Origin of the sequence: Candidatus Poriferisodalis sp. (assembly GCF_965204125.1) — a bacterium.
Classification (GTDB): Bacteria; Actinomycetota; Acidimicrobiia; order Acidimicrobiales; family Poriferisodalaceae; genus Poriferisodalis.
In genome coordinates this window covers 577,694-604,120 of the sequence record NZ_OZ241968.1, presented here as the reverse complement: position 1 = coordinate 604,120, position 26,427 = coordinate 577,694, and the positions used below count along the sequence as shown (strand labels likewise).

Genomic DNA, 26,427 nt, shown 5'->3' with positions numbered 1-26,427 from the left:
CGGGTATCTGGACACGACTGGTGCCCTCAAAGGCGATCTGCGTGCAGGACTAGCGTCGGCGGCCATGACGACGACTGATGTGGTGGTGACGGGGCTGCGATTCGGGGAGGGGCCCCGCTGGCGCGGCGACCGGCTCTGGTACAGCGACTTCTACCGACACGGCATCTACACCGTGACTCCCGACGGCAACGAAGAGCTGATTCACACGGTGCCCACCCAGCCGTCGGGGTTGGGCTGGCTGCCCAACGGGGATCTGCTGTTTGTCTCGATGCTCGACCGGCAGCTTCGCCGACTCGACGCCGACGGCAACGAGTCGCTGCACGCCGACCTGTCGGGCATCGCCGGCGGGCCGTGCAACGACATGGTGGTTGCCGCCGACGGCACGGCGTACGTCGGCAACTTCGGGTTCGACGACAGTGCAGGGGAGACGTTCGCCCAGGCGACCTTGGCGATCGTGAGCCCGGACGGCACGGCGCGGCCCGGGCCCGACGGCTTCGACTTCCCCAACGGCACCGTCATCGACCCCAGCGGGCGCCACATGGTGGTGGCGGAGAGCTACGGACGCCGGATGACCGCGTTCGACATCGACCCCGACGGCTCGCTGAGCGGCCGGCGGACGTTCGCCGATCTGGGCGAGCGGGTGCCCGACGGCATCTGCCTGGACGAAGCTGGCGGTATCTGGGTTGCCGACCCCCTCAACGCGAGCTGCTTCCGCGTGGTCGACGGCGGCGAGGTCACGGATGTCATCGAGCTGGAGCTGAACTGCTTCGCCTGCATGCTCGGCGACGACGATCGCCGCACCCTCTACATGGTCACCGCGCCCACCTCGCGCCCACCCGACGACGCCCCCGCCCTCGGCCGCATCGAGACCGTCCGGGTCGACATTCCCGGAGCCGGCCTGCCCTAACGCTCGGGGTCGGCGGCGGTGAGGCGGCGCAAGTGGCCTGCCCGGATCTCGGCGGTCTGGCCCTGGACGAGCAGAAACAGCGCTTCTCGGGCGAGTCGCTGGGCATGATGGGCGAGCGTGATCGCTCGGCCGCCGACCGATGAGACAAGCGCGCTGGTTGCCCGGATGCCCACATGTCCGACCTGCGCGCGGCGTTCGGGCATCTCGTCGACCTCGGCCGCGTAGAGCGCGCTGCGAGCCGCGTCCAGCTCGGCATCCAGTGGCGAGGGCCCGAAAAGCTTGAGTGCGCGGGACGCCACGCCCAGCATGAGGGCACCGTTGGTTCGCAGGCCTTGGCGGTAGAACGACAGCCAGTCGCTGTAGTCGATGATCTCCACCACTTCGTCGTCACCGACGACGTGACCGTCGAAGTGCAGCTCCACCGTCACCGACGAGTCCACTGCGGCGAGCCGCAGCCGGCGGGACGTCAGCGTGGGCGCCTCGGCGGCCGGAATCAGCATCCACACCAGCCGGTCGGCCTCGTGAGCGGCAACCAGCACTGCGTCGATGTGACCCCAACCGGTGACGAACGGCGCGACGCCACGCAGTACCCAGCCGGCGCCGGAACGCTCGGCGAACAGGCACGGCTCGGGACGCAGCACATGTGCGAACGCCACACCGCTGCGGCGCTCGCCGGTGGCAAGCGCGCGGGCCCACTGTTCATGCAGCGGTGACCCGGCCGGCATCCGAGCGGCATTGGCCGAGCCGCCCCCGTGCTGCGCCCACACGAACGCAGTCGTGAGGCAGCCGCCGGCCAGCGCTTCGAGAATTGACAGCCGCTCAAGCTCGTCGAATCCGCAGCCGCCCACGTCGGTCGGCGTCCACAGCCCATACAAGCCGGCGTCACGGAACAGGTCCAAATTGCGCTCGGGAACCTCGCCCGCTGTGTCCACGTCCAAGGCGCGCTCGAACAGCACCTCATCTGCCAACTGCTGCGCGTCTCGCTGCAGTGCGATGGGATCGGGCGGGGGACCGGGGCTCACGGCGGTCAAGGATGCACGCGCGGTGATGTCGCCGCGCCCCAAGGCGTTCAGGCGCCGGTGTCGGGCTCCGCCGGTTGGCGCCACATGAGGGCGTTGCGGCGCATGATGGCGACCAGCGTGTCGTCCTGGTTGTAGGCGCGGTGCTCGAACAGGATGATGCCCTGGTCGGGTTTGCTCTTCGATCCGCGGGCCGAGACCACTTCGCTCTCCACCCGCAGCGTGTCGCCGTGGAAGACGGGTGCAGGGAAATCCATCCGCTCAAAACCGAGGTTCGCCACGGTGGTGCCGTGGGTGGTCTCGTGGACCGATATGCCGACTACGACAGCGGCCGTGAACATCGAGTTCACGAGCGGCTTGCCGAACTGGGTCTCGGTGCGGGCGTACTCGAAGTCGAGATGCAGGGCCGCCGGGTTCATGGTCATGGTGGTGAAAATGACGTTGTCGGCCTCGGTGATCGTGCGGCGCAGCCGGTGGTGGATCACCAGACCCGGTGTCAGCTCTTCGAACCACCGTCCGCCGTGCGGGCGGGGTGCATCGCTCATCAGGCTGCTCCTCCTGCAACTTCGGCAGTGTCTGATTGGCCGACTCCAAGGGTGTCGGCGGCGTCTGATTGGCCGATGCCGAGAGCATCGGCCCAAGGCACCTCGCACGCTTGGTCGAGATCGATCTCGGCGTGGACCACCGGGTTCTGGTGCGGGCCGGCGCACCATGAGGGCATCACCATCGTGTACAGACCCGAGCCGCCCGCCTGGAATACCACGATCCTGCTGGGGTCTTTCAGGATCGGGACCAGCTCATCGGGCGGGCCGTCCCGGTCGAGGTAGAAGGCCGACCCGACATAGGCGAGCGTGGCCGCGGTATTGGTTGCGCGGGCAGCCAACTCGGCCTGAATGTCTTCGCGGGTCAGCCCGGCGCGAGCCAACACCGTCGTGTGATCGGGATTCATGATCACGGTGACGGCACCGTGTCGCAGGTGGGCGTTGTTGCTGCCCGGGTTGGCCATGACGGCAGCAATCACGTTCAGCAGCCGGCTGGCCGATTCGGGATCGTCGGCATCGCCGGTGAAGATCGTCGAATGCGGCGCCTCGGCACCGACCACCACCACGGCGCTGTCATCTTCGGCGTAGCCGTAGGCGGTGTGCAGCGGCGCGAACGGGCTGTTCTCGGTGTCCTCGGCGAGGCAGTAGGTGAACTTGCCGGGATGGCCGTGCAGCGCCATGTCCGACACGCCGGGCCGGGCTCCGCCGATGTTCATCATCGCCAGCCGCAGCGCCCGGCCGATCGAAGCGTTGGCACGATGGCCGGGCCCGAGCGCCCCGAATCCCGACGCCACGCCGCCGCACTGGTGCCGTGCCGGCCCGCACACCACGATGAGCGGCGCGGTGCAGTGGGTGGTGCTCTGCATCTCGGTGAGGTCGAACTCGGGCCGGCACACCGCCCGCACGGCGGCCACCACGACGGGAATGTGGTCGGGCAGGCAGCCGGCCATCACCGCAGCGGTGGCCACCTTCTCCACGCTCGCCACGCCGTGCGCGGGTCCCATGACGCCCAGTTCGAGATCGGGGTCGAGCCCGGTGGCGAGCGCCATCATCGCCACCCGCTCCGGCGTGGGGATCACGACCGGCAGGCCGTCGGTGAGCCCGAGCGCGTGAAGCTGCTCGAGCGCGTCGGCCTCGCTGCGGGCCTCCAGCAGTGTCACGGCTGGTCTAGTTGGCAGCGGCGCCGGTCAGGATCGCGATGATCTGCGGCGCGATGTCGGCGGCAACCTTGGCCATGTTGTCCTCGCCGCTGCCCGCTACCGGGTGCGGCAGGCGGACACGGGGAACGGTCGGCATGCCGGTGGCGTTGGCCACGAAGTCGCCCTGGGGCCAGAACGCGTCGGTGACGAGCGCAATGGACGGGATGCCCGCTCGGGCAGTGGTGATGCTGTCACGCACGGTGCCAGATGTGCAGCTGCCTCAATGGCCGTACGCGGCGATCACCGCACCGCATTCGGCGCTGATGTCGCTGAGCATCCCTTTGCCGACGACCGACGAAGCGTCGCCCTTGTCGTAGCGGTTGAACGACGCCGACGGCAGCCGTTCGGCCAGCGCCTTCTCGACGTGGTCGAGGAAGCGGACGCTGTCGGGGAAGCCATTGGCGACCAGGCCGATCGTGATCGGCTGATCGAGTGGTGTGCTGAGCGTGTAGGGCTCAGGCGCAGTCTTGGCCTCGCCTCTTGGATCGTGGAAGGTGAGGGTGCTCATGGGTCCAGTCTGACACCCGCGCCGCAGCCACGCGTGCTGTGCGCTCGTACGCCTACTCGCTGCCGGGATCGGCAGCGCGGTCCACGCCGATCATCGAATCCCTCGTCACCAGCTCGGCCAAGCGTTCGACGGGCCATCCCTCCGTGCCCGCGGGCCGCTCGGGCAGCACCAGGAACCGGGTCTCGGAGCTGGAGTCCCAGACGCGCACCTCGGTGCTCGGGTCGAGCTCCAGGCCCATCTCGGCCAGCACCGTCCGAGGTTCGCGCACCACGCGAGCCCGGTACTCGGGGCTCTTGTACCAGTTCGGCGGCAGCCCGAGCAGCGCCCACGGGTAGCACGAGCACAGGGTGCAGACGACCACGTTGTGGACGCCGGGCTCGTTGGCCTTTACCTCGATGTGCTCGATCTCGGCGCCGCGGATGTCCATGCCGGCCAAGACGGCATCGGCGTCGATCAGCAGCTGCTGTCGCAAGCCAGGATCAAGCCACGCCTGGGCCACCAATCTGGCGCCGATCATCGGGCTGATGTCGTGCTCGAACCGCTCGATGATGGCGTCGATCCGTCCCCGGTCGGCGATACCGCGTTCCACCAGCAGGTCTTCCAGCGCCTCGACGCGGATTTCCGGCGATGATGCAAGGTGACGGTTGCGGTGGTCGTGATCGCCGTGGCTGCTGCCGCCGGCATGGTCGTCGTGCATCGGTTCCTCCCTGGTCAGCCTGCTGCCATCGCGTCAGCCGCCCTCGGCTGCCGTCAGGTAGCACTCGTACAGGTCGACGTGGACAGTCGCATTCGGGTCTGCCTCGTTGCCCCACAGCGTCTGGGCGTCGTAGCCCACGCAATAGACGTGCTGTGGCCGCTCGCCCATGTCGTGCGCCGTGCTGTCGGGCAGCACTTCCGCCGGATGCAGCTTGGTGATCGTGCCCTGTTTACCCGCCACGTAGTCGGGCAGTCGTGTATGGCCGGGCTGCACTGATGCTGGAGCGACGACGCGCTCGCCGATGCTGAATCGGGGCGGATCTGCCAACTCTCGCCTGACGGTTCGATGCCGTGGTTCCGGCGTGGGCCGGTCTGGGGGCATCGCGGCCGGATCGCGGGCAGCGACGGGTGCGGCGCGCTGGACCGGCGAGGCTCCGGCAGCTTCTTCGGGGGTCACGTTGGCTCGCCGAGCGACGGCACTGCTGACTTCGTCTGGACCGATCAACCCGTATTCGCCGAGCAGCACCTCGAAGCCTGCGAGCCAGCGTCCGTAGTAGCCGTTGTCGAAGTAGTCGGATGCGTCCAAGCGCTCGAGGACGTAGCGGAACTCGCCCGGTCGTCGAGCCGTCGAAGCTGTCACCGCGCCCAGCAGACCGAACACACGCCGTTCCCAGTCGGCGTGAAACGGCGGCTCATCAGGGTCGTGAGGCACCGGTCCATACCCGGAGGCGCCCCCGAGATCGTGCACGCTTCGCGCCGCGGGCGCGGATTCGTCTGCATCTGGCGGCATGGCCGACCAGCATTGCACCTGGAGGCTGAGCCCGGGCCTCAGCGGCCCGTGAGCGAAGCGAACATCAGCGGCAAATGCGGCGCGAAGCCGTGGCCAGAGCGGCCCGTGAGCGCAGCCAATAGGAGCGGAAGGCAACAGGTGACGCAACCGGGCCGATCAGGCGCTGGTTGTTAGGTTGCTGCAATGCCTGCGTTCGTGCTTGCAGTGGACCTCGACGGCGTGTGCGGGATGCACACCGAGGCCTTCCGTCGCGTGGTGGCCGCCGAGCGCGGAGTTCCGGAGGACTCGTTGCCGCTGGTGCGTGGTTGGAACTTCACCGAGTGGGGCCTCGCCGACGGCGAGTTCGAAGAGCTCCATCGCATCGCCGTCATCGACTACCGCATGTTCCGTGAGATGAAGCCGATGGAGGGGTGCTCTGAAGCGCTGTGGCGGCTGTCTGACGCCGGCGTATGGATACGGATCGTCACCCACCGCCTGTACGTGAGCTGGGGCCACCGTGTCACCGTGAGCGACACGGTCGAGTGGCTCGACCGCGAGCGCATCCCGTACCGCGATATCTGCTTCGTGGCCGACAAGGCGATGGTGAACGCCGACGCCTACATCGAAGACGCTCCCCACAACGTGATCGACATCCGTGCCGCGGGCGGGTACGCGATCACCTTCGACCAGCCCTACAACGCCCAGGTGGAAGGACCACGGGCACACAACTGGGCCGAAGCCGAAGAGATGGTGGTGGAGCTGCTGGCGAAGCACAGCGGCTACGTCTCGCGCCCGCTGCCCGGCATGGACGCTGGCTCCGATCGCTTGGAGTTGCGAACCCGGGATACCGCGTAGGCCGGGCGCATGAGTGATTCCCCCACAACACCGCCGGCACCCATCGACGCGGCGACGGTCGTGGTGCTGCGCGACGGCACGCCTGCGGCTGCGCCAGGTCACGGTTTCGACGCCGCGGAAAGCGACGCAGGCGCGCACATCGAGGTGCTCATGCTGCGGCGCAACTCGCGTGGCTTCTTCGGCGGCATGTGGGTGTTTCCCGGTGGCCGAGTGGACCCGCCCGATCGTGACACGCCCGGCTATGTGGTGGCCCCGTGCGACCCACGCAGCGCCGGCGCAGATGACCTGCATGACGGCGACCGGCGCGGCTTTCGCACGGCAGCAGTTCGGGAAGCTCACGAAGAGGCCGGTATCGACTTGTCGGGTGCCGAGCTGACCCATTTCGCACACTGGCTGCCGCCGCCGATTCGCCCCAAGCGATTCTCGACGCATTTCTTCGTGTGCGAGGCACCAGCCGACCTCGATGCGGTACGCGTCGACGGAAGCGAGATCCTCGACCATGCCTGGGTGTCACCTGCGGCGGCGTTGGAGCGTCGAGCAGCGGGCGAGATCGAGTTCGTCACGCCCACGTTCGCGACGCTCACCTGGCTGTCAGGTTTCACACGCTCTGCCGATGTGTTGGCCTCGATCGACGGCCATACGTGCTTCCACACCCAGATCATCCCCTCGCCGGAAACCGACCCCGGCCACATTGCCGTGTATGTCGGTGACGCTGCCTTTCCTGACGGTGACCTCGATGCCCCCGGCCCGCGCCGCCGCTGCATCATGGTCCGCTCAGGCTGGCGCTGGGAAGAACACGACGGCACCCACACCGCCGACGTCGGTTGAGCCGTATCAGCTAGCGAGGCGCAGCTGTTGGGCCTTGGGGACGAGGCGGGCGATCTGCTGTTCTTGGGGCGGGCCGTCGGGACCGCCGCCAGGACGGGCCGCCCGGAAGTCGATAGCGGCTGCCACCGGGTCGGCACCGAAGGCCACCATGGTCAGGATCCCGATCACGGCCGTGCGCGCCATGCCTGCTCCGCAGTGCACGAGCACGCTGTCGCCGCGATCCAGCGCTGAAACGACAACCTCCACGAGTTCGAGCACCGGCGCATCCGTCGTGACACCGCCGTCAGGCGTAGGCAGCCACAACGCACGGGGGCTGCTGGCCGCGTCACTGTGAGAATCGAGCCACTCGCCGTAGTCGGGATAGCGCAGCTCGATCTCGTGGCGAGTCAGCATGCACGCCACGACCGAAGCATTCACACGATCCAGCGCGCCTCCCGGATCGGGACCGACTGCTGAGAAGTTGGTCACGAACAGGCGACCGGCCACCTCAGCAGCCCGAAGCGGGATCTCGTCGATGCGGTGCAGCACGGCGCGAGCTACGAGTCGTCCTTGCGGAACCGCGCGAAACGCCGCTTCGGCTCCTCGGGCGGTTCCGGCAGCGGCGGCCAGGCCGCCGACAGCTCCTGCTGCCCGGTACGGCGCACCTCGTCGAGCTCGTCGCGGGTGTAGGGCTCCGGGCGGGGATCGAGTGCCCGGTAACGAGCTTCGGCACTCGCGAAGTTCTCGTCGGTGATCAGGTCGTCGATCAGCGTGCACGGTTCCCAGTCGGCTCGCGGCCCCAGATAGACGTAGCCGTCGGTCACCTCGCGCAGTCGCAGCGAGGTATCGGCACCGTCGAGCGAGCCACGCACCCCCGTCATCGCGACACTGCCGAGCGTCGAGGCTGCCAAGTCCAAGCCGAAGCGGATGTCGGTACCGCCACGACCCTCGGGCGAGCGTGAGATCAGTTCCTCGACCCGTTCGGTGGCGGCGGTGTCGGCCACGGTGCCGTGGAACACGACTCGTCGGCAGCCGTCGCTCATCCAGCGCCACAGGAGGTTGCCCGCCGAGGTTGTCGGCGAGCCGTCCACCCATTCCACGAGGCCGGTGGTGGTGGCGGCGACGTTCATGTACACGAGGGCACGCTGTCCCTGGCGGAGTACCTCGGCGGTGAGCACGCTGGCGGCGTGAAACGCGGACATGTCCCGGTAGTGCCCGCCGAGCGACCAGTTCCGCAGTCCCAGCTCGGCGGCAGAGCGACCGTCCAGCAGATCGGGGTCTTCCACGTAGGTGGGCAGGCCGAGCGCGATCACGCGGATAGGCCGTCGGTCGTCATCGCGACGGCGCTCCGCGGTGTTGTGCTTCCAGACCGCGTGCAGCACATCGGCGTATTCCTGGTATCCGAACCCGGCACCGAGCAGATCGACGAACAGGTCGGCGCAGGCTCGGCTGTCCCACTCGGGAGCGTCGATCAGGGCATCAAGCTCGGCTTGACGGCGTGAGTTGGTGAACTCCCAAGCGAGATTCTCCACACCGTTGTCGGCCAGCTCGGCGAGCGTGCCCGCCAGGAATCCCAAGTGCTGTCGGACCCCGACCTGGTCGCCGAGCAGCACGATCTGGTGGCGCCCGCAGAGGTCGCCCAGATACTCCTCAGGCGACAGGAGCGCGGGCGTGGGCCGCTCGTCGTCGGTGGGGTCTTCGGGCGGCACCGCCATGAGTCTGCCCGCTGGCGGCCCGGAATCTGACAGCGAGCTGACCCGGAGCCCAGCTAGAGCACCTGTGTCCAGGCCAGTTCCGCTGCCGCTGCAGATTCGGACACGGCCGCTGCGAAGTCGCCAGGGGTTGATTTCTCGTCTCGCAGCGCCGGATCGAGGGCATACCGCCGGGCGTGTTCTACGTACACCGCAGGCACCGGCTCGGGCAGCGGGGTCGGCGCCCGGCGCTCGTAGTCGGGTTCGAGGTAGATCCAGCCGGTGGCGAGGCTGCCGAGCGGCGCGCGATCGAGGCTCGTCGTGCAGCCGAGCCGGGCTGCGGGCCCCTGATCCACGTCGAAGGCGAGCGGCACGGCCAGGTCGTCGTGCATGGCAAACGCCGCGTCGAGCACGCCGTCGGCAACCAGCGCGTAGTCGCACAGCTCGCCGTCGGCCGGCAGCGGCTCGTGGATCAGCACGGTGACGGCACGGTCGGCCACCACCTCGTACACACGGTTGGCCGCACCCACCACGTGACCGCCGACGATCTCGGCATCGATCGCATCCCACACCCGGTGCGGCAGCCGCCTTGCCCGGGTCAGCGCGTGAGCTGTGCGGGCGAGCACGAGCGCGCGATGACCCGGCTCGACGACCTCGGCGAGCAGCACGTCGCACATGTGCGCCGACACCGGGCCGCGGCTGCGCAAGTGCGGCCACGCGTACGAGGTGCGCAGGTCGGCCGTGTCGGTGACGGCATCGAGGTCGAGGTCGTAGTCGAGCGCCAGGACACGCATGGGCGGCCCGCCACTCGCGAAGCGACGGTTCACCTCCCAGACCGCGCTCAGCACGTTGAGGTATTCGCGGTAGGCGAAGTTGTGGCGTATGCCCCAGCGGAGCAATGCGTCTCGCGCTAGCTGCTCGTCGAATGTCGCGCCGGTGACCACCGCGTCAAGCCGGGCCTGGTCATCGACGCAGGCGTACTCCATGGCCACGATGCCCACGCCCGACCGGTACGCCGCTGCCACGAGATCCTGCAGGAACAGCCCGGCGCGGCGTGTGGGGGTGTGGTGGCCCACGAAGACCACTTGGTGACGCTCAAAGAGATTGCACACGTACGTCAGCGGGTCTGAGCCGTGGGTTTTCAGCCATTCGGCCAGCTCGTCGATGACCGCAGGTTGCAGCGGCGGCAGCTCACGGCGATGCCGGTAGAGGGCGATCCGCTCGAGCAGCGCACGGTCGCTTCCACGCCTGTCCACCCGCTCCGACAGTACCGTGTCGGGCCGTGGGAATGCGCATCTACGACACCGCGCAGCGCTCCATCGTCGAGATGGAACTCGACGATCACGTCGGCATGTACGTGTGCGGCATCACGCCCTACGACGCCACCCATCTGGGGCACGCCGCGACGTATCTGGCCTATGACCTGCTGATCCGCCGGCTCGAAGACATGGGTCACACCGTCACGCTGGTGCGCAACTACACCGATGTCGATGACAGCATCCTGCCCAAGGCGGCCGAGCTGGGCGAGCACTACCTGTCGCTGGCCGAGCGGGAGATTGACCGCTTCGAAGCTGACATGGCTGCACTTCGAACACGGCCTGCGGCGCACGAGCCACGGGCCACCCGGTCCATCGACGCCATGATCGCCATGATTTCGAAGCTGCTTGAGGCTGGGCATGCCTACGTATCAGCCGACCGGGTCTTCTTTGACGTCACCACGTTCCCTGAATTCGGGAAGCTGTCCGGCTACAGCGCCGACCGCATGACCGAGCTGGCCACCGAGCGCGGCGGCACCCCCGACGACCCCCGCCAGCGCAACCCGCTCGACTTCGTGCTGTGGCAAGCCAGCGCCGACGGCGAGCCGTCGTGGCCCTCACCATTCGGCCCGGGACGGCCTGGCTGGCACATCGAGTGCTCGGCCATGGGCTACGCGGCGCTCGGCGAGACCATCGACATACATGGCGGGGGTGGCGACCTGGTGTTCCCGCACCACGAGTGCGAGATCGCCCAGAGCGAGGCTGTGCACGGTGCTCCGCTGGCCCGCTACTGGGTGCACGCAGGGCTCGTCTCCTACCAGGGGCACAAGATGTCGAAGTCGCTCGGCAACCTGGTCTTCATCTCCGATCTGCGTGCCCGCGTCGACCCCAGGGCCATCCGGCTGGCGCTCATGGCGCACCACTACCGCACGGAATGGGAGTGGTTCGATTCGGAGGGCTTCGCCGCTCAACGCGAGCTGGACACGCTGGCGTCAGCCGCCGCCGGTGCCTCGCCCGCGGCCGGATCGGGCGAGGGGTCATCTGGCCTGCTCGCCGAGGTGCAGGCTGTGCTGGATGACGACCTCAATGCGCCGATGGCCCGCACTGCGCTGCTCGACGCCGCCGCTGCCGTCGAGCGCGGGGCCGCCGGCGGCGCGCTGCGAGGCGAGCTGGTGGCAGCGGCAGCCCTCTGCGGTATCGATTTGTCGTCACCGCCGGCGACCGCAGCGCCGTGACGCGGCGCGCAGGCTCGTAAGGCACTCGCCATGACGACGCTGGCCGTGGTCAACCAGAAGGGCGGCGTGGGCAAGACCACGGTCGCACTCGGCATCGCCGAAGCAGCGTGCGCTTCGGGGCTGAGCGTGCTCGTCGTGGATCTCGACCCGCAGTCCAATGCGTCGGCTGGCCTCGGAGTGTGGAACGGGTCGCCGAACGTCGACGACGCACTCGCCGATCCGACCCCGGGAGCTGTGCTCTCGGCGATCACCGACGCTCGCTGGCCGCCCGACGGGCCGTGTCCGCAACTCGTCCCGGGCAGCTATGCGCTGGCGAGTCGGGAACCGCAGATGGCCGCTGACCTGGTGGGTGCGCAGGATCGTCTGCGCATCGCGCTCGCCGGCGCGAACCACGATCTCGTGCTCATCGACTGCCCGCCGTCGTTGGGCCTGCTGTGCATCAATGGGCTGTTCGCAGCCGACCGTGCCCTGGTGGTGACCGAACCGGCCGCCTGGGCTGCCGATGGCGTCGACCTCATGCGGTCCACCGTCAGCCGAGTCGCGCAGCGCCAGGGCACGCCCACCATTGCCGGGGTCGTGCTGAACCGTGTAGGACGCACGCGTGACAACGCCTATTGGTCCCAGCAGCTCGCTGAGCGCTTCGGCGCAGAGTTGTTGCCACCCGTCCCGCAGAGGGCCGCCATAGCGGAGGCCTCCGGGCAGTCGCAGCCGTTGCGGGCGCTCGGTCGCCGGCCTGGTGCGCCCGAGGCAGTGCTGGCCTTCGACGAGCTGTGGGCCGACTTGCAGGGCCGATTGGCCTGACAGGTCGGCGGTACGCTCGGATTGCTCGCCGCTGCAGGGTTTGACTATGGCCAACTACGACCCGAACCGACCACGGCCGAGCGTCGACGGCACGGCCGCGCTTCCGGGCGACTTGCCCGCGGCTGAGCCCGCCGAGACACCAGCTGCCCCAACCGTCCCAGGTGCTCCGGTCGCTGACACCGATGCCGATCCGGCACCCGCGCCTGCATCGCACCTCCTGCCGCGCCAGGCCGAGCCGGTCGATCGCCGCCTGCTTGCAGCGTTCGGCGGTGCAGTCGCCGTCGGATGGCTGATCGCGGCAGTCGTGGCGTGGTGGCTGTGGCGGCGCTGGCGACGTCGCTAGAAAACCATCCACGCCCCCGATGACCGGATGGGCCACGCTGTGAGGGTGGAACCCCGCACCGGCAGCGTCGCTGCCGACGATGCGCCCAAGGTTGAGCTTCCGCGGAGCCTGAGTCCTTCGGGCGCATCGACGTTCCGGCAATGCGCGAGGCGTTGGAAGTTCCGCTATGTCGACAAGCTGCCGGATCCTCCCGGCGAGCCGGCGCTGCGGGGCACATTCGTGCATCACGTGCTGGAGGAGCTGCTCGCGGTCGCGCCCGCTCAGCGAACGCTCGAGCGAGCTCGTGCCATCTGCCGGGATCTGTGGCCGCAGCTTGCGGAGAACCCCGATTTTGTGGCGCTGGAACTGCCTGAAGCCCAAGAACGGGCCTTCCGATGGAACGCATGGACCGACATCGAGGGCTATTTCCAACTGGTGGATCCCGCCGAGGTTGACGTGGTGGACCGCGAGCGCGATGTCCACACATCGCTGGATGGCGTGCCGTTCCGGGGCATCGTGGACCTGGTCGACCGGGTGTCGGAGGGTGTGCGCGTCACCGACTACAAGACCGGCCGCCCGCCCTCGCAACGCTTCGTCGACAGCCGCCTGTCGCAGGTCTGGCTGTATGCAGCTGCGCTGGAGTCGGTCGGTGATGATGTGAGCGAAGTGCGGCTGCTGTATCTGGGCGAGACGGGTGCTGGCCGCGACGACCGCCGGCCCACCGAGATCGCCCGTCCATTCGATGCCGACGCTGTCACGGCGGCGGTCAACGAACATTGCGACACGTGGGGTCGGATCGCTGAGGCCGCTGCAACGGGATGCTTCGAACCGACCACCGGACCGTTGTGCAGCTGGTGTCCCTACCGCGACGACTGCCCCGAAGGCCAACTCGAGCACCAGCGGAGGACCGGCATCGCTGCGTGAGCGATGCCGCATTGAGCACTGATCGCTGCGTGAGCAATGCTGCGCGCTCAGCGGCCATGCTGTAGCCCGATCCTGCGAACTTGGGAGCATCCAGATGGACTACGAGCAGATCACCGTGACCGACCGCGACGACGTGCGGGTGCTGACGCTGAACCGGCCGGAGAAGCTCAACGCGTGGACGCCGCGCATGCAGTCGGAGCTGACGCACGCGGTACGGGCCGGCAACGACGATCCGTCGATCGGGGCGTTCGTCATTACCGGTGCGGGTCGCGGCTTCTGCGCCGGCGCCGACATTGCCGAGGTCTTCGCGGCCCGTATCGACGCGGCCGACGAAGCAGGCAGCAGCGTGGGCGAAGCGGCCGCCCACGACGACTCCGCCGCAGACGACTGGGTGGAGCTCGTGCGCAGCTCCAAGCCCATGGTGGCGGCCATCAACGGCGCCTCGATCGGCGTCGGCCTCACCATGATCCTGTCGATGGACTTTCTCATTGCCCACAGCGACGCCAAGCTGTCGTGCCGCTTCGTGAAGATGGGCGTCACGCCGGAGCTGGCCTCGTCGCACATCCTCATTCAGCGCTGCGGTTGGGGAGCGGCGTCCGACCTTGCGCTGTCCGGCCGGATCGTCATGGGCGCCGAAGCAGGCGAGATGGGCCTCGTCGATGAGGTCACCGACGGCGACGTGCTTGAGGCGGCGCTGGCGCGGGCGAGCAGCTATGCGGAGAACCCGCCCACCATGCTGCAGCTCACGAAGCAGTTGCTGTCCGCCAACGGATCCGACACCGATCTGGGTGCGGTGCAACGCCGCGAGCTGGAGGCGCTGAACATCGCTCGTGCATCGGGCGATCACCGTGAGGCCGTTGCCGCATTCTTGGAGAAGCGCCCGCCGAAGTTCCGCTAGGCCGCATTTGCGCAAGCCGGATTCGGCCGCAGCGGCTTCGCTCCGTGCCTCCTGGTAGCAAGCGATCCGTCGATGCCTGAGCTGCCGGAGGTAGAAGTGGTCCGGCGTCAGTTGGCCGGGCTGCTGGTCGGACGTCGCATCACCGAGGCTTGGGCTCACCCGTCGCACAAGTTCGCGTCCGCGGTGGATGCGGTGGGCAGCGAGATCGAGGTACTGCGCCGGCGCGGCAAGTATCTGATCGCAGAGCTGGACTGCGATCGCGAGCTGATCGTGCACCTCGGCATGACCGGCCGGCTGTGCTTCGCCGGGGCGGCCGACGCTGGCGCAGCGCGCGGCGCCGTGCCGCCTCCTCGCCCAACTGACGGACCAGCGGCGGAAATCATGACTCCGAGCGCGGTCGGCGCCGCCGACCCGTATGTGCGTGCGTGGTGGCGCCTTGACAACGGCGAGACGCTCTGCTGCCACGACGTGCGCCGGTTCGGCCGCATCGCCGTCTGCGACCGGGGCGACTACCGGGGCCTGCCGACGCTTGCCGCCATGGGTCCCGAGCCGCTGGAGGAGGGCTTCGACGCAGCCGCGTTCTGGCGGGCGAGCAGGCGGTCTAGCCAGCGCATCAAGACCCAGTTGCTGAACCAGCGGCTGATTGCGGGCATCGGCAACATCTACGCCGACGAGGCGCTGTTCCTGGCGCGCATCAACCCGTCGGCCCGGGCCATCTCGAAACCGCGAGCCGAACGGCTGCTGGCGGCGCTGCGAGATGTATTGGTCGCCAGCATCGAACGGGGCGGCAGCACCCTGCGCGACTACTACAGCCTCGAAGGCGCGGGCGACAATCAGAAGTACTTCGTCTGCTACGGCCGCGCAGGCGAGCCGTGCGTGCGCTGCGGCACCGAACTGCGCCGCCGTGTGCTCGACCAGCGCTCCAGCACCTGGTGCCCCCTCTGCCAGAGGCGCTAACACCCTCGCTGGGGCGGGGCATACTGGCAGCGAGTCCATCGCGCGATCGGGGGTCGGTGTGGACAACGAACTGTGGCGGTGGGTGTGGGTCGCCGTGACCATGGTGATGGGCATCGGCGAGATCTTCACTGCCGGCTTCTTCCTCCTGCCGTTCGCGCTCGGCGCCGCGCTCGCAGCGGCAGCGGCGTGGCTGGACCTGCACGGTGCCGTCCAATGGCTGCTGTTCTTTGGTGGCACCGCGGTTTCGATGCTGGTGCTGCGCCGATTCATGGGCCGCCAGGACCGCCCCGACGACCTGCCGGTGGGGGCTAATCGCTACATCGGCATGGAGGCCCGGGTCATCGAAGACATCGATCTCGTCGCCAATACCGGACGGGTGCGCGTCGAGTCGGACGAGTGGCGGGCTGTTGCCGAGAGCGGGCCGGTTGCCGAGGGCTCGTTGGTGCGCGTCACGGCACTGCACGGCACCAAGCTCGACGTCGAAGTCCTCGAACCACCACCGCCCGACTACGTGCGTCGCGACGCCGCCAGCGCGGCGGCCTCCGAGGCGATCGCAGCAGACGACGCAGACGAAGATGCAGCAACCGAGTCCGAGACGGACGTCGGTCAGAGCCAGCAAGCAGCCGAGCCTGAACCATCGAGGAGCGATTGATGGACAGCATCAGCCCCGGAGTGATCCTCCTGGCAATCATCGCACTCGCGATCTTCGTGATCGCGGCGAAGGGCCTGCGCATCGTGCGCCCCTTCGAGCAAGGCCTCATCGAGTTCCTGGGCAAGTACCGCATGACGGTCGAACCGGGCCTGCGCTTCGTGATCCCGTTCGTGCAGCGCATCTTGAAGGTGGACATGCGTGAGCAGGTCGTGGACGTGCCGCCCCAGGAGGTCATCACCAAGGACAACGTGGCGGTGACCGTCGACGCCGTCATCTATTACGAGCCGACCGATCCGGTGAAGCTGAAGTACGCGGTGGGCAACTTCATCATTGCCGTGACCAAGCTGGCGCAGACCAACCTCCGCAACGTGATCGGCGACCTGCAGCTCGACGATGCGCTGGTGTCACGCGAGGTCATCAACTCCAAGCTGCGGCAGATCCTCGACGACGCCACCGACAAGTGGGGCACCCGCGTGGTGCGTGTCGAGATCCAGCGGATCGAGCCGCCCTCCGATGTGACCACTGCCATGCACCGCCAGATGAAGGCCGAACGCGACCGGCGCGCTGCGGTCACCGAGGCCGAGGGCGAGAAGCGTGCGGCGATCCTCCAGGCAGAGGGCGTGAAGCAGTCGCAGATCCTGCGGGCCGAGGGCGAAGCTGAGGCAATCAAGCGGGTGGCTGACGCCGACAAGTACCAGAAGCTCACGGTGGCCGAGGGCGAGGGCCAGGCCATCGAGCGAGTGTTCTTGGCGATCCACAACGGCGATCCCACCGACGACCTGATCGCCATCAAGTACCTCGAAGCGCTGCAGGGCGTGGCGAATGGCCAGGCCACCAAGATCTTCCTGCCGCTCGACACCAGCGGCGTGCTCGGCGCAGTGGCCGCGATGGGCGAGATGTTCCGCGAGCGCACGGCCGACGCCGCTTCCCCGATCGGGGCCGCCGAGGAGTAGCCCGCCGTTGCTCCCGGCGGCCAGGCTCCGCCTCCGAACCGGCGCGGCCGGCGAGCGGTCCAACGCGTAGGGTGCGCGGCCATGGCGTTGGGATTGCCGTCTGTGCTGGTCGGCTCATGGACCGACGACGACGCAGCCACCGGCGTGACCGTGGTGCTCCCGCCGCCAGGCACTCTGGGTGCCATGGCCGTGCGCGGCGGTGCACCGGGGACTCGCGAGGCCGCTGCGCTCAGTTCGACGGGCGCTGGCGTCGAGTGCCACGGAGTCGTGCTGTGCGGCAACAGCGTCTTCGGACTCTCTGCGGCAGACGGCGTTGTTCGCTGGTGCGCCAGCCAGGGCCGCGGGCTCGACATTCGCGACAGCATCGTGCCGGTCGTGGGCGCGGCAGTCGTGTACGACATCCAGTCCCCGGACAGCGAGCGTCCGACAGCGGCGGCGGGATGGGCTGCCTGCGAGGCCGCCAGCGCGGACGAGCCTGCCACCGGACGGGTCGGCGTCGGGCGGGGCTGCACGATCGGCAAGGTCGCTGGTCGGGACTTCGCCGTGCCCGGCTGGCTGGGCGCTGCTGTGGAGCGTTCGGGCGACGTGGTCGTCGGCGCGCTGGTGGCGGTGAATGCCCTGGGCGATGTCATCGACACTGACGGGACCGTGCTGGCCGGCTGCACGGCGCCGCCGGGGGCCGAGCGCTATCCGCATGACCCGGTTGAGGCGATACCCGGGTTCACTGGGCGCGGCACCGAAGAGCCCGAGTCACCCGAGCGTGGCAACACGACGATCGGCTGCCTGGTCACCAACGCCCGGCTCACCAAGCCAGAGGCCTGCCGAGCGGTCGATCTCGCGCACACCGGGATCGCCCGGGCAATCGAACCGCCGCACACGAACTTCGACGGCGACGCGCTGTTCCTGCTCGCCACAGGCGAGGTCGACACCCAGCCCGACCTGGTGGCGATGCTGGGGGCTGCTGCCGTCGCCCGAGCGATCCGATCGGAAATCGTTTCCTAATCCGGTTGCAGTTGTGGCAATCTGGACGCACCAGAGAAAGGGGGTGGTCCAAGCAATGCCGAAACGCAACAGGACTCTGGAGGTGGCCGGGCGCTGAGGCGACCCGCTTCCGAGAAGGGGACGTCTCCATCAGGTGGCGACTCCAACCCGGACCACCGAACCCCACAAGATCCGCGTGCTGGTCCTCACGCGGCCGCTGCCCCGCCAACCGGCGGAGGCGCGAACACGATCTTCGGGTAGCAGCAGGCCCCTGCTCGGTTGAGCGGGGGCCTGTTCGCATCTCGGGGCACCCAACTAGGGTCCGCACATGGACTTCGACTGGCCGGACGATGACGATCCTCGCCGCGTCGCCGTGCGCGACTGGCTCGACGATCACGACGGCAATCCGAGCCAAGAGGCGCTGGCACACGCCGGATACGTGGCACCGCACTGGCCGAAGCCCTACGGCCTCGACGCCGACCCCATTACCCAGCTGCTGATCGACGAGGAGCTGGCCGCCGCCGGCGTGAAGCGCCTGGCGGGCGGCATCGGACTGGGCTGGGCGGGTCCGACGATCATCTACGGCGGCACCGACGCTCAGAAGGAGCGCTACCTGTGGCCGATCCTCACCGGCGAGGAGGTGTGGTGCCAGCTGTTCTCCGAGCCCGACAGCGGCTCAGACCTGGCGAACCTGGCCACACGAGCGGTGCGAGACGGCGAGCGGTACATCGTGAACGGCTCGAAGATCTGGTCGTCAGGAGCGCACCGCAGCAAGTTCGGCATCCTCATCGCCCGCACTGATCCCGACGTGCCCAAGCACCGCGGCGTGTCGTACTTCATCTGCCCGATGGACACACCCGGCTTGGAGTTGCGCCCGATCATCGACATGACCACGGCCTACTCCTTCAACCAGACGTTCTTCACCGACATGGAACTGCCGGTAGAGAACCGGATCGGCGACGAGAACGACGGCTGGCGGCTCGCCAAGATCACGCTGGGCAATGAGCGGGTGTCGCTGTCGGGCGAGGGAGCGTTGTGGGGCAGCGGCCCCAGTGCAGCCGACCTGCTCGAGGTGGTGCGGTCTGCCGGGGGCGTGTCAGATCCCGTGATGCGCGACCGGGCCGCACGCCTGCACATCGAAGGCGAGGTGCTGCGGCTCATCCGGCTGCGGACGCTGAGCGCCCGCCTGCACGGCCGCCAGCCCGGCCCCGAGGCCAGCGTGCGCAAGGCGCTCGCTGACGATCACGGCCAGCACGTCATGACGCTGGCCAAGGATCTGGCCGGAACCCATGGACTGCTGGCGAACACCGGACCGCTGGGCACATCGCCGGAGTTCCCCAAGACCCAGGCCGTAGTGGAGGGCTGGAACGGCTGGCACGGTGGCTACCTGTTCAGCCCGGCTCTCACGATCGGCGGCGGCACCTCGGAGGTGCAGCGAAACATCATCGCCGAGCGGGTGCTGGGCCTGCCTCACGACGTCGACGTGGAGTCCGGCAAGTCCTGGTCAGAGGCCCGAGCCTCCCTCGCCTGATCCTCGCTGATCAGATCGGGATCGGCCTTGGTTAGCGGCCGGTGAACGTTGGCGGGCGCTTCTCGAGGAATGCCTGGACGGCTTCCTTGGTGTCCTCGGTGGTGAAGTTGAGCGACTGAGCCATGCCCTCGCCTTCGAGCGCAGTGGCGAAGTCGGCCGAGGCGTTGAGGGTGAGCAGGCGCTTGGTCATCGCAACGGCGATGGGCGGCCCGGCCGCGAGGCGATCGGCCCAGTCGTCGACGAATGCGTCGAGCTCGCCGTGGGGCACCACCTTGTTGACGATGCCGAAGTCCTCGGCTTGCTTGGCATCAATGACGTCGGCGAAGAACGCCAGCTCCTTGGCGCGGTGCAGGCCGATGAGCCGAGGCAGGATCCAGGTGCCGCCGAAGTCGACTGACAGGCCACGACGGGCGAAGATCTCGCTGAAGCGAGCCTGGTCGGAGGCCACGATCAGGTCGCAGGCGAGGGCGAGGTTCATGCCAGCGCCTGCTGCCACCCCGTTCACCTTGGCGATGACTGGCACCATGATCGAGTACAGCGCCGACACGGTCTGGTGGATCACGTTCAGCCCCTGCAGCGCATGCCTGCGCGGGCCGTCGCCGCCATCGGCGGCCAGGTCGGCGCCGCTGCAGAAGGCATCGCCGGCACCCGTCATCACTACGCAGCGCACGGTGGGATCACCGCCGATCTCATTCCACGTCTCGCGCAGCTCGGTGAACATCTGGGGGCTCGCCGCGTTGAGGCGCTTGGGCCGGTTCATCGTGATGGTGACGACGCCGTTGTCCGCGGCGTCGATGATGAGCGTTTCCAGTTCTGCCGATTCCATGAGTGGCGACGCTAGTGGTGGGACGTGGGTTGCGCCCGAGGGCTCAACCTCGATGCTTGGCCCACGCGGTGAGGCGTTCGACGGTCTGGATCATGTCGTCGTTGCTGCCTGCGAACGAGAACCGGATGTAGCGATGTCCCTCTGCGGGGTCGAAGTCGATGCCGGGCGTGGTGGCGATGCCGAGTTCCGCGAGCCAGGTCGCGGCCAGCTCAGCGCTGTCGTCGGTGAGGTGATCGACGTTGGCATAGATGTAGAACGCCCCGTCAGGCGGGGCGATGCGATCGATCCCTGCTGCGGGCAGGCCGTCGAGCAAGATCTGGCGGTTCGCCCGGTAGCGGGCGACGTTGGCTTCCAGCTCGTCGATGCTGTCGAAGGCGCCGAGTGCGGCGTGCTGGCTCACCGTGGCAGCGGCGATGGTGGCGTTCTGGGCGAGGCGCTCGACGGGTGAGACCAGATCGGGCGGCAGCACCAGCCAGCCCAACCGCCAACCGGTCATCGAGAAGTACTTGGAGAAGCTGTTCACCACGACCGCGCTCGGGCTGTGCGCCCCAGCGGTAGCGGCTTCGGTTCCGTAGGCGATGCCGTGGTAGATCTCGTCGGAGATCAGCCGCACGCCGGCGTCATGGCACCAGCGGGCTAGCCGGCCCAGTTCGTCTGCCATGAGCATGGTGCCGGTCGGGTTGGCGGGACTAGCCACGACCAGCCCATCGAGCGGGCCGGCGCTCGTGACCATGTCTGCGCTCAACCGGAAGCCCGACTCGGGCGTGACGGCAATCTCGACGACCTCGATGTCCAGTGCTTCGAGCGTGTTGCGGTAGCAGGGATAGCCGGGCGCAGTCACCGCCACCCGGTCGCCGGCCTCGAAGCACGCAAGGAACGCGAGCGTGAATGCTCCGCTGGCACCTTGGGTAACGACGATGCGACCGGCATCGGTGTCGTAGCGGTACCAGTCGGCGTAGTGCTGGACCAGCCTCGTGCGCAACGGTTCGATGCCCACGGCCGACGTGTAACCCAGCACGTCGCTGTCGATTGCCGCCTTGGCAGCAGCGCGCGCCCCGGCCGGCGCGGGAGTGGATGGCTGGCCGACCTCCATGTGCACCACATCGCCGCCGGCCGCTTCCCGGTCGGCGGCGGCCCGCATCATCTCCATCACAAAGAACGGCGCGATGTCCGCCCGCTCGGAGACCTTCAAGCCGCTCACGAAGCGCCGCCGTGCCGTTGCATGGCGTCAGAGGCTAAGAGGCTGGACCCCGGGCCCCGAGCGACCCGCGAGCGGCAGCGAGCCGGAGTCCCAAGAGCGGGGCGTCGTGGGGCTCGGCATCCCTCAGGCCGAGCGGAGCGCCTCCGTGGGAGATACTCGCGATGCCCTGATTGCCGGATACACGCCGGCGATCACGCCGATGGCGACCGCCGCAGCGAACCCGCCGATCAAGGCGACCGGTGGAATGATCACGCGCCATCCTTGGGCGAGCGAGTATCCGTAGGTCACCGCAACCCCCAAGAGCACACCTGCTGTGCCGCCCAGGGTCGCGAGCGTCAGCGCCTCGGTGAAGAACTGCCGGCGGATGTGTGCCCTCGTTGCGCCGATGGCGCGCCGCAGCCCGATCTCCCCGCGACGTTCGATGACCCCGATCACCATGACGTTTGCCACGCCGATGCCGCCCACCAACAGCGCCACCGTGCCTAAGCCCAAGAACAGCGAGGTGAAGGAGCTCTCCGCGGCTGACCTGGCTTCGAGCAGGTCCGACGGCCTGCTGATCTCGGCCTCTTCGGGATTCTCGGGATCGACCGTCGCGGCCAGCACGTCGCGGGTCGCGTCGATGTGGTCCTCGTGGACGCGCACGTACACCGTGGCCGGAGCCAGCTCGGTGTCGTAGTAGCGCCCGGCTGCCCGGTCGCCGATCAGCACAGCGCGATCGAGGTTGGCGGCGAGGGCGAATGGCTCCAGCACGCCTGCCACCTCGACCCAGCGGTCGCCGATGTACAGCCGCACCGGCTGGTCGAGGTTGCGGACTCCCAGGCGTTCGGCGGCGACCGCCCCGACCACCGCCACCGGATGATCGCGGGTGGCCTCCGTCAGGAATGAGCCGAGGGCGATCTCGCCGTTGAGGGCACCCAGGAGACCCGGATCGGTGCCGTACACGCTGATGCCCCCGGTGAGGTCTTCGGGCACGAGATCGTTGCGGTACACGCCGGCGTCGACTGCGTACACGGCCGACGTTGCCTCCACCGTGGGCACGCGGCTGACCGTCGCAACCGAGGTCTCGGGCAGAGCCGCATCGCCCGCACCGAAGCCCGAGCCTGCCTCAATGGTGAGCAGATTGGTGCCGAGCGCGCCGATCTGGTCGAGCAGCGCCGACTTCGACGAGTCCGACAGACCCAGGACAGCCACCAGCGATGCGATGCCGATGGCAATGCCCAGCGCCGACAACGCCGAGCGGAGCCGGCGCGCTGCCAACGATCCGAGACCGACGCGCGCTGTCTCGGATGGACGCAAGCGGCTCGGCGCCAAGTTCATTGCGGGACCGTCCCGGTGTCGCGCACAAGACGCCCGTCGAGAATCTGCAGCTGCCGGGGCATCGCAGCGGCGATTGCCTCGTTGTGGGTGATGACAACAATTGTCCGGCCTTCGTCGTGCAACGAGAACAGCAGCTCGATGATCGAATTCGACGAGGCGGAGTCGAGATTGCCGGTGGGCTCGTCGGCCAGGACGAACGCCGGCTCGCCGACGAGCGCCCGGGCGATGGCGACACGTTGCATCTCACCGCCGGACAGCTCGTCGGGTTTGTGCCATCTGCGCGCGCCGAGCCCGACACGCTCGAGCACAGCCTCGGCCGCCTTGCGCCGGTGCGGCCGGGTCGCGCCGGTGTACAGCAGACCGTTCGCCACATTGTCGATCACCGCTATCCCCGACAGGAGGAAGAAGCGCTGGAACACGAAACCGACGCGCCCACCACGGATTGCCGACAGTTGGTTGTCCGTCAGCAACGATGTGTCGGTGCCCTCGATCAGCACCGAACCGCTGGTGGGCTGATCGAGCGTGCCCATCACGTTGAGCATGGTCGACTTGCCGCTTCCCGATTGGCCGACGACAGCGACCATCTGGCCCCGGCCGATCTGCACCGAAACGTCGTCCAGCGCCTTGACGGGCGGCGATCCCGGGTAGATCTTCGAGACGCCACGCAGCTCGATGGCCGGGGGTTGAGGCTCGGACATAGCTCGCCGATCGCTCAACGGGGAACCACCACTCGCATGCCGGCCTCGAGTTCCGGGCTGAGCACTTCGACGTCGCCGTCGACGAACAGCCCCGTCTCCACGCCGATCAAGCGAGCGCTTCCGTCGTCGGCGAGAACCTCCACGGCGCTCCCACCCTCGACGAGGGCAATCAGCGCGGTAGCGGGCACGACCAAGGCATCTGCAATGAGGGTCTCGGTGATTTCCACCATTACCGACGCGCCGATCCATACCGCCGAGGCTGGGCTATGGAGCTGAATGGTTAACTCGACGACGTTCTCGCCCGTCGCGGGGTCGGCAACCGGGGACGGGTTGATGGCGACAACTGTGCCCTCGACATCGGTGCCGTCGGGCAACTCCACGTCGACGATGATCCCCTCGCTGACGAGATCCCGGTCGCCGAGGGGAAGGTTGGCGGCGACGCGCTGGGTGGTGGCCATGACACCGCCGGTCGGCGACTCGATCACCGTCAGCGACGCAAGCGTCGTACCGGCTGGCAGATCCTGGCCCACCTCGATGCCCGCCGACCAAGGCCCGATCTGCACCGGACCATCGACGAACAGCACATCGGCGGTGCCCACTGTCGCGTCGACGCGGTGTCCGACATCCTGCTGCCAACGCTGCACTGCCGCGGCCGTGGCCTCGTCGAAGACGCCGTCGGCGACCCGCTGTTCCCGATCGAGGTAGCCGAGCTCGACGAGGTTCTCCTGGAGCTGACGGACATCGTCGCCGGAGGTTTCCGGCTCCATGGTGCGATATGCGGGCATGTTGCCGTACAGGACGATGAGCGAGTGCTGACTCTGGCTGAGATCAGCCCAGTTGGCCTCAGCGGCGTTGAGCCCTGCTTCAGCACTCTGGACTGCCGCCGTGAGCGTCGCGAGCTCCGTCTCCGACGCGGGAGCCAACAGGTCGGCTAGGGCCTCTTCCGCAACCAAGATTGCTGCGTTCGCGGCGTCGATCTCTGCGTCTGAGGGGCCGGCGCGCAGGTCCGAAAGTGCTTCTGAGGCAGCGGCGAGATCGGCCCGTGCCTGGGCTCGCGTCGCCTCGGTGGGATTGTCGAGCAGGTCGAGCGTTTCCTGTGCGGCGAGCACCTGGGCTTCGGCATCGCCGATCTCTGCGTCCGACGGGCCGTCGGTGAGACCGTCGAGCGCCTCCTGAGCGGCGAGCACCTGTGCCTCTGCCTCATCGACCTCAGCTTCGGTCGGACCGGCGAGGAGTTCGTCGAGCGCCTCTTCGGCGGTCAGCAATACGGCGCGCAGTTCATCAATCTCGGCGTCGGTGCTGCAGCACTGCAGTTCTTCGCGGAGCCGTTCCCAGGCGATCGCCACCGCCGCTTCGGCCGATTCGATCTCGGCTTCCGATGGCTCAGCGAGCAATTCTGCGAGCGCTTCTTGCGCCGTCACCAAGTTGGCCTTCGCAGAGTCGATCTCGGCTCGTGTTGCTCCGGCAATCAACTGGGCGAGCTGCTCTTGGGCAGCGGCGAGGTCGGAGCGGGCCTGCGCGCGTGCGGCATCCGTGGGGTTGTCGAGATGCTCGAGTGCTTCCGCAGCAACGGCCACAGCGGCCTCGGCCGTGCGGATCTCAGACACGGTGGGCGCTGCGATCAGCTCGTCCCGCGCCTCGATGGCCGTGGCAACATCGGCTCGTGCCGCGGCCATGTCGGCATCCGAAGGCCCTGCTCGGGCGTTGCTCAGGTCGTCTTCAGCAACCATGAGCGAGTCCTGCGCCGATGCGACTTCGGCCAGCGCAGCGGCGGTTTCCGCCTCGGTCGGGGGATCCAGGATCAGGTAGATCGATTCGCCCCGGCCCACGACGGTGCCCTCGGCTGCGAGGTGAATCAGCGATCCGTCGCTGCGGGCGGCGAGTGTGACCGTGCCTTCGTAGTCGAGCGTTCCGTCGATCTCGAGGTATTCGGTGAGGTCGCGCTGTTCGATCAGCGTCGTGGTGAGGCTCGACTCGGCCGCGTCGGGGGAGGTGTCGTCTGGGTCATCGCGCAGGAGAACGAGCACGACGATGACGATCGCAGCGATGACGATGAGTGCCGCGGAGACAGCGGTAACTCGCGTCCGTCGGCCAGTGCGTGGCGTGCTCATTGTCCCGCCTGCGGCTGACCGCCACGCTGGCCCGGGGCGATTGACACCTGTTCGGCGCAGATGTCCATTGCGTTGCTCACATCGGGATCGTCGAAGTCCAAGTCGCCGAACGGGCGGGCTGCCCCGCCTCCTCCGCCGGGGCCGAATCCGCTCGTGTCCGGATCACCGACATCGACGCCGTTGTCTCGCAGGCACTGGGCGAATTCGAGCAGTCGGTCGGCCCGCTCGGCCTGGGCCTCCGCGAAGTCCTGACTGCCTCGGCCGAACGCGAGGCCTTCAAGTAGGCCCCCGCATGCTTCGCGCGCTGCCGGCAGATCCGGATCGCGGCCGATGCGCTGCAGATTCTCTGCCGATTGCGCGGCACCGCCGGCGCCCGGCCGCAGACCGAAGCTGATCGTGCCGTCAGCCTCGACGATCGGGTCGGGGAACTCCACGCCGTTGTCGCGCATGCACGCTGCGAACTCCAGCAGGCGCTCCTCGTCGCCGACGGCTTCGTCGGCGCCGTCCTGTTCTGCGTCAGTCGACGCCGTGTCGGTCGATGCAGGAGCTGTGGTTGCGCTTGGTGAAGCGGGCACCTCGGAAGGTCCGTCAGAGCCTGCAGCTGTGAGCGCTTCGGCGGCACTGGTCGACGTGCTCTCCAGCAGCGTTGGCAGGCCGTTCTGGTTGCCTCCTGAGCAAGCCATTGCCACCAGTGACATGACTGCCGCGACCGCGAGCAGCGATGGGCGGAAGAGTCTCAGCACGCGGGTTCGCCTCCGAGTAGCCGTAGTG

At 68.3% G+C, this 26,427-nt stretch carries 28 protein-coding genes; 13 read left to right on the top strand and 15 right to left on the bottom strand.

Features of this window, described 5'->3' with window-relative positions; all coding sequences use genetic code 11:
• Window positions 1-64 precede the first annotated feature (64 nt).
• Window positions 65-907: an SMP-30/gluconolactonase/LRE family protein gene (locus tag ACOGXD_RS03005; RefSeq protein WP_419916448.1), complete on the top strand. Its 843-nt coding sequence runs from the start codon at window positions 65-67 to the stop codon at window positions 905-907.
• On the opposite strand, the gene ACOGXD_RS03000 is transcribed toward ACOGXD_RS03005, so the two are convergent.
• Genes ACOGXD_RS03000 through nthB form a run of 6 tightly spaced genes read right to left on the bottom strand, consistent with a single transcriptional unit; the run spans window position 904 to window position 5,619 of the window.
• The gene (locus ACOGXD_RS03000; protein ID WP_419916447.1) at window positions 904-1,929 is read right to left on the bottom strand and encodes an acyl-CoA dehydrogenase family protein; all 1,026 of its coding nucleotides are present in this window, start codon (window positions 1,927-1,929) and stop codon (window positions 904-906) included. The two genes, ACOGXD_RS03005 and ACOGXD_RS03000, sit on opposite strands and share 4 nt — an antisense overlap.
• A gap of 47 nt (window positions 1,930-1,976) precedes the next feature.
• Entirely contained in the window at window positions 1,977-2,471 is a 495-nt protein-coding gene (locus ACOGXD_RS02995; protein WP_419916446.1) for a MaoC family dehydratase, read from the bottom strand.
• Window positions 2,471-3,628 carry a hypothetical protein gene (locus tag ACOGXD_RS02990; protein ID WP_419916445.1) on the bottom strand — a complete coding sequence of 386 codons (1,158 nt, stop codon included), beginning with the start codon at window positions 3,626-3,628 and terminating at the stop codon, window positions 2,471-2,473. The genes ACOGXD_RS02995 and ACOGXD_RS02990 overlap by 1 nt, the downstream gene beginning before the upstream one ends.
• Before the next feature lie 7 nt (window positions 3,629-3,635).
• Entirely contained in the window at window positions 3,636-4,175 is a 540-nt protein-coding gene (locus tag ACOGXD_RS02985; protein ID WP_419855567.1) for a UGSC family (seleno)protein, read from the bottom strand.
• Window positions 4,176-4,227: 52 nt separating this feature from the next.
• Window positions 4,228-4,872, bottom strand: a complete 645-nt coding sequence (nthA, locus tag ACOGXD_RS02980; RefSeq protein WP_419916444.1) for a nitrile hydratase subunit alpha — start codon at window positions 4,870-4,872, stop codon at window positions 4,228-4,230.
• Between the two features lie 33 nt (window positions 4,873-4,905).
• Window positions 4,906-5,619, bottom strand: a complete 714-nt coding sequence (gene nthB / locus ACOGXD_RS02975) for a nitrile hydratase subunit beta (protein WP_419916443.1) — start codon at window positions 5,617-5,619, stop codon at window positions 4,906-4,908.
• 225 nt (window positions 5,620-5,844) lie between these two features.
• On the opposite strand from nthB, the gene ACOGXD_RS02970 reads away from it, so the two are divergent.
• Together ACOGXD_RS02970 and ACOGXD_RS02965 are read left to right on the top strand one after the other, a co-directional pair.
• Window positions 5,845-6,495, top strand: a complete 651-nt coding sequence (locus ACOGXD_RS02970; RefSeq protein ID WP_419916442.1) for a 5' nucleotidase, NT5C type — start codon at window positions 5,845-5,847, stop codon at window positions 6,493-6,495.
• Between the two features lie 9 nt (window positions 6,496-6,504).
• Window positions 6,505-7,323, top strand: a complete 819-nt coding sequence (locus ACOGXD_RS02965; RefSeq protein ID WP_419916441.1) for an NUDIX hydrolase — start codon at window positions 6,505-6,507, stop codon at window positions 7,321-7,323.
• Window positions 7,324-7,329: 6 nt separating this feature from the next.
• Here ACOGXD_RS02965 and ACOGXD_RS02960 read toward each other — a convergent pair whose 3' ends face one another.
• Genes ACOGXD_RS02960 through ACOGXD_RS02950 form a run of 3 tightly spaced genes read right to left on the bottom strand, consistent with a single transcriptional unit; the run spans window position 7,330 to window position 10,249 of the window.
• Window positions 7,330-7,851 (bottom strand): hypothetical protein, encoded by a 522-nt coding sequence (locus tag ACOGXD_RS02960; protein ID WP_419916440.1) that lies wholly within the window; start codon window positions 7,849-7,851, stop codon window positions 7,330-7,332.
• A gap of 8 nt (window positions 7,852-7,859) precedes the next feature.
• Complete coding sequence (locus tag ACOGXD_RS02955; RefSeq protein WP_419916439.1) at window positions 7,860-9,011, bottom strand: hypothetical protein; 1,152 nt, start codon at window positions 9,009-9,011, stop codon at window positions 7,860-7,862.
• 59 nt (window positions 9,012-9,070) lie between these two features.
• Complete coding sequence (locus ACOGXD_RS02950; RefSeq protein WP_419916438.1) at window positions 9,071-10,249, bottom strand: hypothetical protein; 1,179 nt, start codon at window positions 10,247-10,249, stop codon at window positions 9,071-9,073.
• A 32-nt stretch (window positions 10,250-10,281) separates the two neighbouring features.
• Between ACOGXD_RS02950 and cysS the strand changes: the two genes are divergently transcribed.
• The 10 genes from cysS (at window position 10,282) to ACOGXD_RS02900 (ending at window position 19,503) form a co-directional block, all read left to right on the top strand.
• On the top strand, window positions 10,282-11,484 hold the full coding sequence (cysS, locus tag ACOGXD_RS02945; RefSeq protein WP_419917345.1) for a cysteine--tRNA ligase: 1,203 nt from the start codon (window positions 10,282-10,284) through the stop codon (window positions 11,482-11,484).
• 30 nt (window positions 11,485-11,514) lie between these two features.
• Window positions 11,515-12,285, top strand: coding sequence for a ParA family protein (locus ACOGXD_RS02940; protein WP_419916437.1), 771 nt, complete (start codon window positions 11,515-11,517; stop codon window positions 12,283-12,285).
• 46 nt (window positions 12,286-12,331) lie between these two features.
• A complete protein-coding gene (locus tag ACOGXD_RS02935) occupies window positions 12,332-12,628 on the top strand; it encodes a hypothetical protein (RefSeq protein ID WP_419916436.1) in 297 nt (98 codons plus the stop codon).
• Between the two features lie 45 nt (window positions 12,629-12,673).
• Window positions 12,674-13,531, top strand: coding sequence for a RecB family exonuclease (locus ACOGXD_RS02930; protein WP_419916435.1), 858 nt, complete (start codon window positions 12,674-12,676; stop codon window positions 13,529-13,531).
• Window positions 13,532-13,625: 94 nt separating this feature from the next.
• Entirely contained in the window at window positions 13,626-14,429 is an 804-nt protein-coding gene (locus ACOGXD_RS02925) for an enoyl-CoA hydratase/isomerase family protein (RefSeq protein ID WP_419916434.1), read from the top strand.
• A gap of 72 nt (window positions 14,430-14,501) precedes the next feature.
• Complete coding sequence (mutM, locus tag ACOGXD_RS02920) at window positions 14,502-15,386, top strand: bifunctional DNA-formamidopyrimidine glycosylase/DNA-(apurinic or apyrimidinic site) lyase (protein ID WP_419916433.1); 885 nt, start codon at window positions 14,502-14,504, stop codon at window positions 15,384-15,386.
• 58 nt (window positions 15,387-15,444) lie between these two features.
• Window positions 15,445-16,038, top strand: a complete 594-nt coding sequence (locus ACOGXD_RS02915) for an NfeD family protein (protein ID WP_419916432.1) — start codon at window positions 15,445-15,447, stop codon at window positions 16,036-16,038.
• Window positions 16,038-16,991, top strand: a complete 954-nt coding sequence (locus tag ACOGXD_RS02910) for an SPFH domain-containing protein (protein ID WP_419916431.1) — start codon at window positions 16,038-16,040, stop codon at window positions 16,989-16,991. The genes ACOGXD_RS02915 and ACOGXD_RS02910 overlap by 1 nt, the downstream gene beginning before the upstream one ends.
• Before the next feature lie 81 nt (window positions 16,992-17,072).
• Window positions 17,073-17,993 carry a P1 family peptidase gene (locus ACOGXD_RS02905; RefSeq protein WP_419916430.1) on the top strand — a complete coding sequence of 307 codons (921 nt, stop codon included), beginning with the start codon at window positions 17,073-17,075 and terminating at the stop codon, window positions 17,991-17,993.
• 307 nt (window positions 17,994-18,300) lie between these two features.
• The gene (locus tag ACOGXD_RS02900) at window positions 18,301-19,503 is read left to right on the top strand and encodes an acyl-CoA dehydrogenase family protein (RefSeq protein ID WP_419916429.1); all 1,203 of its coding nucleotides are present in this window, start codon (window positions 18,301-18,303) and stop codon (window positions 19,501-19,503) included.
• 31 nt (window positions 19,504-19,534) lie between these two features.
• Here the strand turns inward: ACOGXD_RS02900 and ACOGXD_RS02895 are convergent, their stop codons facing one another.
• The 6 genes from ACOGXD_RS02895 to ACOGXD_RS02870 all read right to left on the bottom strand — a co-directional run bounded on the left by ACOGXD_RS02895 (window position 19,535) and on the right by ACOGXD_RS02870 (window position 26,399).
• The gene (locus tag ACOGXD_RS02895) at window positions 19,535-20,329 is read right to left on the bottom strand and encodes an enoyl-CoA hydratase/isomerase family protein (protein ID WP_419912085.1); all 795 of its coding nucleotides are present in this window, start codon (window positions 20,327-20,329) and stop codon (window positions 19,535-19,537) included.
• Window positions 20,330-20,372: 43 nt separating this feature from the next.
• On the bottom strand, window positions 20,373-21,530 hold the full coding sequence (locus ACOGXD_RS02890; RefSeq protein WP_419916428.1) for a pyridoxal phosphate-dependent aminotransferase: 1,158 nt from the start codon (window positions 21,528-21,530) through the stop codon (window positions 20,373-20,375).
• A gap of 123 nt (window positions 21,531-21,653) precedes the next feature.
• Window positions 21,654-22,847 carry an ABC transporter permease gene (locus ACOGXD_RS02885; RefSeq protein WP_419916427.1) on the bottom strand — a complete coding sequence of 398 codons (1,194 nt, stop codon included), beginning with the start codon at window positions 22,845-22,847 and terminating at the stop codon, window positions 21,654-21,656.
• Entirely contained in the window at window positions 22,844-23,545 is a 702-nt protein-coding gene (locus tag ACOGXD_RS02880; protein ID WP_419916426.1) for an ABC transporter ATP-binding protein, read from the bottom strand. Before ACOGXD_RS02880 ends, ACOGXD_RS02885 begins: the two co-directional genes overlap by 4 nt.
• 14 nt (window positions 23,546-23,559) lie before the next feature.
• Window positions 23,560-25,656 carry a peptidoglycan-binding protein gene (locus ACOGXD_RS02875; protein ID WP_419916425.1) on the bottom strand — a complete coding sequence of 699 codons (2,097 nt, stop codon included), beginning with the start codon at window positions 25,654-25,656 and terminating at the stop codon, window positions 23,560-23,562.
• The gene (locus tag ACOGXD_RS02870) at window positions 25,653-26,399 is read right to left on the bottom strand and encodes a hypothetical protein (protein WP_419916424.1); all 747 of its coding nucleotides are present in this window, start codon (window positions 26,397-26,399) and stop codon (window positions 25,653-25,655) included. Before ACOGXD_RS02870 ends, ACOGXD_RS02875 begins: the two co-directional genes overlap by 4 nt.
• Between the last annotated feature and the right edge of the window lie 28 nt (window positions 26,400-26,427).

Bases quoted from the DNA above. Each gene is read 5' to 3' on its own strand.
- ACOGXD_RS03005 (WP_419916448.1), top strand. From the start codon at position 65: ATGACGACGACTGATGTGGTGGTGACGGGGCTGCGATTCGGGGAGGGG.
- ACOGXD_RS02995 (WP_419916446.1), bottom strand. From the start codon at position 2,471: ATGAGCGATGCACCCCGCCCGCACGGCGGACGGTGGTTCGAAGAGCTG.
- ACOGXD_RS02900 (WP_419916429.1), top strand. From the start codon at position 18,301: ATGGACTTCGACTGGCCGGACGATGACGATCCTCGCCGCGTCGCCGTG.
- ACOGXD_RS02905 (WP_419916430.1), top strand. From the start codon at position 17,073: ATGGCGTTGGGATTGCCGTCTGTGCTGGTCGGCTCATGGACCGACGAC.
- ACOGXD_RS02970 (WP_419916442.1), top strand. From the start codon at position 5,845: ATGCCTGCGTTCGTGCTTGCAGTGGACCTCGACGGCGTGTGCGGGATG.
- ACOGXD_RS02940 (WP_419916437.1), top strand. From the start codon at position 11,515: ATGACGACGCTGGCCGTGGTCAACCAGAAGGGCGGCGTGGGCAAGACC.
- ACOGXD_RS02925 (WP_419916434.1), top strand. From the start codon at position 13,626: ATGGACTACGAGCAGATCACCGTGACCGACCGCGACGACGTGCGGGTG.
- nthA (WP_419916444.1), bottom strand. From the start codon at position 4,872: ATGCACGACGACCATGCCGGCGGCAGCAGCCACGGCGATCACGACCAC.
- ACOGXD_RS02885 (WP_419916427.1), bottom strand. From the start codon at position 22,847: ATGAACTTGGCGCCGAGCCGCTTGCGTCCATCCGAGACAGCGCGCGTC.
- ACOGXD_RS02880 (WP_419916426.1), bottom strand. From the start codon at position 23,545: ATGTCCGAGCCTCAACCCCCGGCCATCGAGCTGCGTGGCGTCTCGAAG.
- ACOGXD_RS02895 (WP_419912085.1), bottom strand. From the start codon at position 20,329: ATGGAATCGGCAGAACTGGAAACGCTCATCATCGACGCCGCGGACAAC.
- ACOGXD_RS02875 (WP_419916425.1), bottom strand. From the start codon at position 25,656: ATGAGCACGCCACGCACTGGCCGACGGACGCGAGTTACCGCTGTCTCC.
- ACOGXD_RS02935 (WP_419916436.1), top strand. From the start codon at position 12,332: ATGGCCAACTACGACCCGAACCGACCACGGCCGAGCGTCGACGGCACG.
- cysS (WP_419917345.1), top strand. From the start codon at position 10,282: ATGCGCATCTACGACACCGCGCAGCGCTCCATCGTCGAGATGGAACTC.
- ACOGXD_RS02965 (WP_419916441.1), top strand. From the start codon at position 6,505: ATGAGTGATTCCCCCACAACACCGCCGGCACCCATCGACGCGGCGACG.
- ACOGXD_RS02910 (WP_419916431.1), top strand. From the start codon at position 16,038: ATGGACAGCATCAGCCCCGGAGTGATCCTCCTGGCAATCATCGCACTC.
- mutM (WP_419916433.1), top strand. From the start codon at position 14,502: ATGCCTGAGCTGCCGGAGGTAGAAGTGGTCCGGCGTCAGTTGGCCGGG.